Raw genomic sequence first — 6,783 nt, 5'->3', positions numbered from 1 at the left:
GTAAATTTAATAGTTCTTCTTTTCTGTCTTGTCCAACGTTTCCTGGAATCACATAAGAAAAATACCTTGCACTGAAATCTCTGTTTTTATAATCCGCAAAAACCCCTGCTTTAAGTACAATATCTGCAAGATTTAAATCACCATCCTTACGTTCGATTTTATGTTCGAAATCAGCACCTGCATTTGCAGATTTTTCATTTAATTCTGAGAAAAATCTCCCTGTGTCAAATGGATTTGAACTCGGTGGATCAATCATTGTAAATGAATCACTTGGAGTGTCAATATCTTGAAATGTTCGGAATCTTCTTAAATCTGGGAGAATGTCATTGATAAGATTACCGCCGGCAACCCAATTGATTTTGTTAGCATCCGAAAGCCTGTGCTCTCCATTTAATTGGGATGTTAAGATTTTTCTTCCTGAATAGCCAAATTCGTAGTTATTTAAAAACTGTCCAGGTCTTTGGTCAAAGTCAAATCCACTTCTTAAGGTTGTGAAATTTTCTCCAATTTGATTGTATAAATTCTTTAAGGTGATTTTATTGTTCGGATTGTATCTGAATGACCAATTTGACAATAAAGACAATTTTACTTCATTTGAGTAATATTGATCGTCAAAATCTCTTTGTAATTGTGGTTCGTTCGTTTCTCCAGTAAAATCATTAATAAATGTGTTCACATTTTTTGAATAATTTTGAAAACTATTAGAATACGAAATCATATTCAAAGTACTCAAAGTTTTGTCATTCTTTAATTTGATCTGTCTACCAATGCTAAATCCTACGCCATTATTTAAAAATGCAGTACTTTGTTGGGGATTGAAGTTGTTAGGCAATTGATTGGCAAATTGAACGCTTTGTTCGTTGTTGTTTAATACATCCCGATTTGTAGGAAAACCACTTGGTAGTTGTCTAAAACCGTTGTCCGTTCCTAAAAAGTCAGTTGGTGAACCTTCCGTTTGAAAGTAATCATTAAAGGTTGTGTTATTTCTAAAACCGACATTAAAAGACAATTGTGTGAAATCGGAAAAATTTTCTGAAGTTGTAATGCTAATTAAACCTCCTGCAAAGTCTCCTGGTAAATAAGCGGCACCTGTTTTGCTAATGGTCATCTTTTCAAGAGCACTAGTAGGAAGCAAATCGAACGAGAAAGTCCTTCTGTCTACCTCTGTACTTGGAGCTAAAGCACCATTAATCATCACGTTATTGTATCTTTCACCCAAACCTCTTACCATTACGAATCTACCATCATTAATCGTAACTCCTGGAACACGTTGCATCGCTTGAGCCGCATTTCCATCTGTTCCTTTGCTCATTTGTTCCGCAGAAATAGCACTAACTACTTGTTTGGCTTCTTTCATTTCCATTACAAGAGCCGATTCGGTATTTCTTCTTCTGATGTTTTGAATCACAATATCCTCCAGCTTCACACTCCCCGAACCAACCGATTGATTGATAATCGTGGTTTCGCCTGCTTTAACCGTAAATGGCACTTCAACATTTTCATATCCCACGAAACTAATTAATAGAATATGGTTTCCAGCGGGTACAGAAAGAGAATATTTTCCGTCCATATCTGTAGAAGCACCAATAGTAGTACCTTTGATCATTACATTGGCAAATGACAATGCTTCGTTATTTAAATCTTTATCAGTTATTGTTCCAGATACTGTACCTTTATCTTGTGCAAAAGAAATGAAACAGATAAAAAGGGTAAGGATTAGAAATTTGAATTTCATTATTATTAAGATTTGTTAAAATTTTCTGCAAAGTAAGAGTAAGGGTGTAAACCCGATGTTACCTTCTTATTACCATTAAGTATCTTTAATATTACGCCAATGTTAAGAGATTAAATTACGGTTAACAGGTTTAAATCGTTTTTTTTTATATTTACATTTACATTCGCAAATCACAACATCCTGCTATTATGAAAAAAAAAGACATCAAGATTTTACTTGTAGATGATGAACAAGATATTCTCGAAATCGTGGGCTATAACCTAACGCAAGAAGGCTATCAAATTGTAACCGCAACAAATGGAAAAGAAGCTGTTGCTAAAGCTAAAAAAGAACTTCCGCACTTGATTATCATGGATGTTATGATGCCCGAAATGGACGGAATGGAAGCCTGCGAAGCCATCCGAAAAATCCCTGAATTGAGCCATACATTAATTACCTTTTTAACCGCTCGAAGCGAAGATTATTCGCAAGTAGCCGGTTTTGACGCTGGTGCCGATGATTATATTCCCAAGCCCATCAAACCCAAATTACTCGTTAGTAAAGTGAAAGCTTTGTTGCGAAGGTTGAAAGAAGAAGAACAAAACTCGGAAACCTTAAATGTAAACGGGATTGAAATCAATCGCGAGGCCTATAAAATTGTTAAAGATGAGGTCGAAATTGTTTTGCCTCGTAAGGAGTTCGAGCTGTTTTATTTATTGGCTTCTAAACCTGGAAAAGTATTTACAAGAGAAGAAATTTTGGACAAAGTTTGGGGTAATGAAGTTATCGTAGGCGGACGAACTATTGATGTACACATTCGAAAATTGCGCGAAAAGATCGGCGAAGATTTATTCAAAACCATAAAAGGGGTGGGTTATAAATTTGAAAATTAAATTTCCCTCTTAACATCTCTAATTCTTTCTTTTACCCAAAACAATCACTAACTTGTAGTCCTTAAAAATTGGACTATTTTGAAAATGAGTTTAAGTTTCAAGCGCACTTATAAATTTGCCATTAAATCGGCTTCATACATCACGCTTTTTGGTGTTGGGTTTGTTGGCATATTGAGTCATTACATTTTTCATCCCAATCAAGACCATTTAACGGTTTTTTTGATTGTATTTGCATTTTCACTCTATATCTTCTCTTTTTTGGTCATCCAATATCGGGTGGAAGTTTTTATTTACCGACGCGTCAAGAAAATTTACGACGACGTTTCATTCCTTGAAGCAAGTACCTTAATCAGTCAGCCCATAACTACCGATATGGCAACACTGACAAGGGAAGTAAAAAAGTTTGCCACCGACAAAAAAATGGAAATCGAAACCTTAAAAATCAGGGAGGAATACCGCCGAGAATTTTTAGGAAACGTTTCACACGAATTAAAAACCCCGCTTTTTACCGTACAAGGCTATATTCTTACCTTACTTGACGGCGCCATGAACGATAAAACGTTGCGCAAAAAATATTTGCAACGCGCCGAAAAAGGAGTAGAACGTTTGGTGTACATTGTTCAAGATCTAGACATGATTTCGAAGCTCGAAATGGGCGACTTGAATTTGAGTTTTGACAAGTTCAACATTGTGCAAGTCACCCAAAGTGTTTTTGATTTACTCGAAATGAAATCGGAAAGAAAAAACATCATTCTTTCGTTTGACAACAAATATTCCAAACCTATAATGGTTTGCGGCGATCGCGAAAAAATCCAGCAAGTACTTACCAACCTTATCGTAAATGCCATAAAATACGGTCGAGAAAACGGTTTTGTCGAAGTGGGTTTTGATATTCTAACCAACGGAAAAGTTATTGTTCGCGTCAAAGACAACGGCGAAGGAATCGAAAAACAGCACATTCCAAGACTTTTTGAACGTTTTTATCGTGTGGATAAAAGTGGTGCTCGAACCGAAGGAGGTTCTGGCTTAGGCTTATCTATTGTCAAGCACATCATTGAAGCCCACAACGGGAAAATTCATGTGCAGAGCCAAATTAATGTAGGTTCCGAATTTTCATTTACCCTCGAAAAGGCTGAATAGTTTTTTCCAACTCACCTCATTTTCGCAATAAATTAGTCCTTTGTATTGTTCCACTTCTTCCAACTTTTTTAATGAAAAATCATCTTGGTTGCAAAAAGGAACCAAACGTTCTTTTTGAAGTTTTTGTGCCAAATATTCTTGCTCGAATTGCCCCGGTGTGGGTATAAAAAATGCTTTTTTGCGAAGTTTTGCCAAGTCCATCACGCTCGTGTACCCCGACCTACAAAGTACAAGATTACTTTCGTTGAGCGTTTGCTCCAATTGAGCACTTTGCATAAAGTTGTAAAACATAATATTTTCGGATTGAAAACAATGCTGTTGTTTCGCAACTACACCTTTTACAAAAACTACCGAACCTTTGTACTGCTGGAGTTCGGCAATTAATTTCTGTTCCAAAAAGCTGCGTTGCGGTTCGGGACCAGAAAGCAGCACCAAAAGATCGTTTTTTACGTCTGATTTTATTTTGCGAAAGCGACTCAACGCACCTATATATTTCAAGTTTATAAGTGTTTCGTCAATATGACCCAATTTTCCCGACAAGTTGGGTTTACTATCCACATCAGGAACCCAACATTCGTTAAATTTTGAAATAAAATGTTGGTGCACAGAAGTGGTTAAAAAAGTGGTACTTCCGGTTAAAACATTTAACTGGTGCGTCATGAAAACACACGGAATTTTCGGGTTGTAAACGCCCAAACGATTGTCTGAAATGATTCCGGAAAGGGCGTGGTCTTTTACCCATTTTTTGACCAAATTTCGTTCCTTTACAACGGCCCTGATTATGTTTGGCACACTTTGCAACATTTTCCATCTAAAGTTGTTGCCGCATTTGGGATAGGTAATTTTATAGGAGGGAAGTTCTAAAAATTTTAGATTTGGAAATTCTAATTTTAGCAATTCCAAAGCAGCTCCATCAGATGCAATAATTGGGTTGTATCCACATTCTTGTAAATTTCTAATCACAGGAATACACCGAGTTGCATGTCCCAATCCCCAATTTAAAGGGGCTACCAAAATGTTTTTGTGCTGAACTTCCAATTTTTTTGTTTTAAATAGTTGAGCTAATTTTTAAGGGGTTTGTCGAAATTCAAAAACATTCCATTTCCAAAGACTTGTATGGTTGTATAAAAATAGACACTTGCAAGATAAAACTAATTATGGTTTGATATATTTCCTTAATTTTACCAAAATATTAATAAGTATCGTGGGAAGTAAAAATAAATTAAAAAGATTTAAGGAAAACGAAACATTTGAAAATGTATTTCAGCCAACTCGTGAGGAAGTTACCACAGGAAAATTTCCACTAAAAGGCAAATGGAATAGTGATTTTTTCAAAAACGAAAATCCTATTATTGTGGAATTGGGTTGCGGAAAAGGGGAATATTCGGTAGGTTTAGCCGAAAGGTATCCCCATAAAAATTTCATCGGAATTGATGTCAAAGGAGCACGTTTTTGGAGAGGTGCCAAGACAGCAGTTGATACAGGAATGCACAATGTAGCTTTTGTTCGAACGCAAATTGAATTGATTGACTTTATTTTTGCCGAAAACGAAATTGCCGAAATTTGGATCACTTTTCCAGATCCTCAAATCAAATACAAACGTACCAAGCACCGAATGACCAATTCTGAGTTTTTACAATTGTACAAAAAAATATTGCAACCCGATGGTGTTGTAAATCTCAAAACAGACAGCGAATTTATGCACGGTTATACCCTCGGATTGCTGCACGGTGAAGGCCACGAAGTATTGTATGCCAATCACAATGTGTATAAAAACGAAGGAAGTCCGGAGATTGTAACGGCGATTCAAACTTTTTATGAAAAACAATATTTAGAAATTAACAAAGCAATTACGTATATTCGATTCAAAATCAAAGCATAATGACATTCGCCTTGCCGCTTTTTTTGGGTTTTCTTACTTCTGCCATCGGAATTACTCCTCCCGGTTTAATCAATATGACCGCGGCAAAAGTGAGTATCGAAGAGGGGCGGACAAGGGCAATTGTTTTTGCTACGGGAGCGGTAGTAATTATTTTAGTTCAAACTTTTCTTGCAGTTGTTTTTGCAAAGTTTATCGATCAAAATCCATCAGTTGTACTTTTGCTTCGCGAAGTAGGACTCCTAATTTTTACGGGTTTAACGGTTTATTTTTTCGTTACTTCCAAAAAGATGAAGCCTGAAAAAAATAAAATAAAACTCAAAAGTAAAAAAAGCCGGTTTTTTTTAGGCATGTTATTATCCGCTTTGAATTTTTTTCCTATTCCATTTTACGTGTTTGTTAGTGTTACGCTGGCTTCCTACAACTATTTCTCCTTTGAAAAGGATTTTGTTTACAGCTTTGTGGCAGGTTCCGGTTTAGGCGCTTTTTTTGCATTTTATTGCTACATCGCTTTTTTTAAAAAACTGGAGCGCAAAACCGAATTTTTGCTTACAAACATGAACTACATCATCGGCTCGATAACCGGAATCGTTTCCATATTAACATTAGCAAATATTATCAATTATTATTGGACTTAACACGACATTATGTCTGAAAGCGAATCTTTTTTTGAACGCGTTTACCAAATCGCGCGACAAATTCCGGAAGGAAAAGTAACCTCTTACGGAGCAATTGCCAAATGTTTGGGTTCGGCTCAATCGGCTCGAATGGTGGGTTGGGCGATGAATGCTTCCCACAGTCACAGCGATATTCCCGCCCATCGGGTAGTCAACCGAAAAGGTTTGTTGACGGGCAAACACCACTTTGACGGAACCAATTTGATGCAACAACTGCTCGAAAACGAAGGTATAAAAGTGGTCGATAATCAAATTATGGATTTTGAAAAATATTTTTGGGAACCACAAGCAGACATCAATAATGAAGCAGATGAAAAAAGATTGGGCCTTTTAAATTCAAAAACGTAAACGTAGTTATTTTAACCCGTTGGGTGTAATTATTTGCAGTAAAATAAATGGATTAGATATTGGTCAAGATACTGAAATTCAGTATCTTGAAGTCTCCAAACAAACCAATATCTATGACAAATATAGTGAAAA

Annotated in this window: 7 protein-coding genes; 5 read left to right on the top strand and 2 right to left on the bottom strand. The window is 36.2% G+C overall.

Annotated elements, in window-relative coordinates:
* On the bottom strand, positions 1-1,735 hold a 1,735-nt coding region (locus ACIQ2X_RS12350; protein WP_396179222.1), incomplete at its 3' end, for a carboxypeptidase-like regulatory domain-containing protein.
* Positions 1,736-1,923: 188 nt separating this feature from the next.
* On the opposite strand from ACIQ2X_RS12350, the gene ACIQ2X_RS12345 reads away from it, so the two are divergent.
* Positions 1,924-2,607: a response regulator transcription factor gene (locus ACIQ2X_RS12345; RefSeq protein WP_396179221.1), complete on the top strand. Its 684-nt coding sequence runs from the start codon at positions 1,924-1,926 to the stop codon at positions 2,605-2,607.
* An 84-nt stretch (positions 2,608-2,691) separates the two neighbouring features.
* A complete protein-coding gene (locus ACIQ2X_RS12340; RefSeq protein ID WP_396179220.1) occupies positions 2,692-3,747 on the top strand; it encodes a sensor histidine kinase in 1,056 nt (351 codons plus the stop codon).
* Here ACIQ2X_RS12340 and ACIQ2X_RS12335 read toward each other — a convergent pair.
* Positions 3,721-4,785 carry a glycosyltransferase gene (locus ACIQ2X_RS12335; protein ID WP_396179219.1) on the bottom strand — a complete coding sequence of 355 codons (1,065 nt, stop codon included), beginning with the start codon at positions 4,783-4,785 and terminating at the stop codon, positions 3,721-3,723. The genes ACIQ2X_RS12340 and ACIQ2X_RS12335 overlap by 27 nt on opposite strands.
* Before the next feature lie 166 nt (positions 4,786-4,951).
* On the opposite strand from ACIQ2X_RS12335, the gene trmB reads away from it, so the two are divergent.
* Genes trmB through ACIQ2X_RS12320 form a run of 3 tightly spaced genes read left to right on the top strand, consistent with a single transcriptional unit; the run spans position 4,952 to position 6,651 of the window.
* Positions 4,952-5,629 carry a tRNA (guanosine(46)-N7)-methyltransferase TrmB gene (gene trmB, locus ACIQ2X_RS12330; RefSeq protein ID WP_396179223.1) on the top strand — a complete coding sequence of 226 codons (678 nt, stop codon included), beginning with the start codon at positions 4,952-4,954 and terminating at the stop codon, positions 5,627-5,629.
* The gene (locus ACIQ2X_RS12325) at positions 5,629-6,264 is read left to right on the top strand and encodes a LysE family transporter (RefSeq protein WP_396179218.1); all 636 of its coding nucleotides are present in this window, start codon (positions 5,629-5,631) and stop codon (positions 6,262-6,264) included. Before trmB ends, ACIQ2X_RS12325 begins: the two co-directional genes overlap by 1 nt.
* Positions 6,265-6,273: 9 nt before the next feature.
* A complete protein-coding gene (locus ACIQ2X_RS12320) occupies positions 6,274-6,651 on the top strand; it encodes an MGMT family protein (protein WP_396179217.1) in 378 nt (125 codons plus the stop codon).
* Positions 6,652-6,783 lie beyond the last annotated feature (132 nt).

Source organism: Flavobacterium sp. (assembly GCF_044368625.1).
In the GTDB taxonomy this organism is placed as follows: Bacteria; Bacteroidota; Bacteroidia; order Flavobacteriales; family Flavobacteriaceae; genus Flavobacterium.
Note: the sequence above shows the minus strand (reverse complement) of the source record. Positions and strands in the feature narration are given on the sequence as shown.

What these genes read in the sequence shown, in the direction of transcription:
- ACIQ2X_RS12345 (WP_396179221.1), top strand. Translation starts at nt 1,924, where the DNA reads ATGAAAAAAAAAGACATCAAGATTTTACTTGTAGATGATGAACAAGAT.
- ACIQ2X_RS12340 (WP_396179220.1), top strand. Translation starts at nt 2,692, where the DNA reads ATGAGTTTAAGTTTCAAGCGCACTTATAAATTTGCCATTAAATCGGCT.
- ACIQ2X_RS12325 (WP_396179218.1), top strand. Translation starts at nt 5,629, where the DNA reads ATGACATTCGCCTTGCCGCTTTTTTTGGGTTTTCTTACTTCTGCCATC.
- ACIQ2X_RS12320 (WP_396179217.1), top strand. Translation starts at nt 6,274, where the DNA reads ATGTCTGAAAGCGAATCTTTTTTTGAACGCGTTTACCAAATCGCGCGA.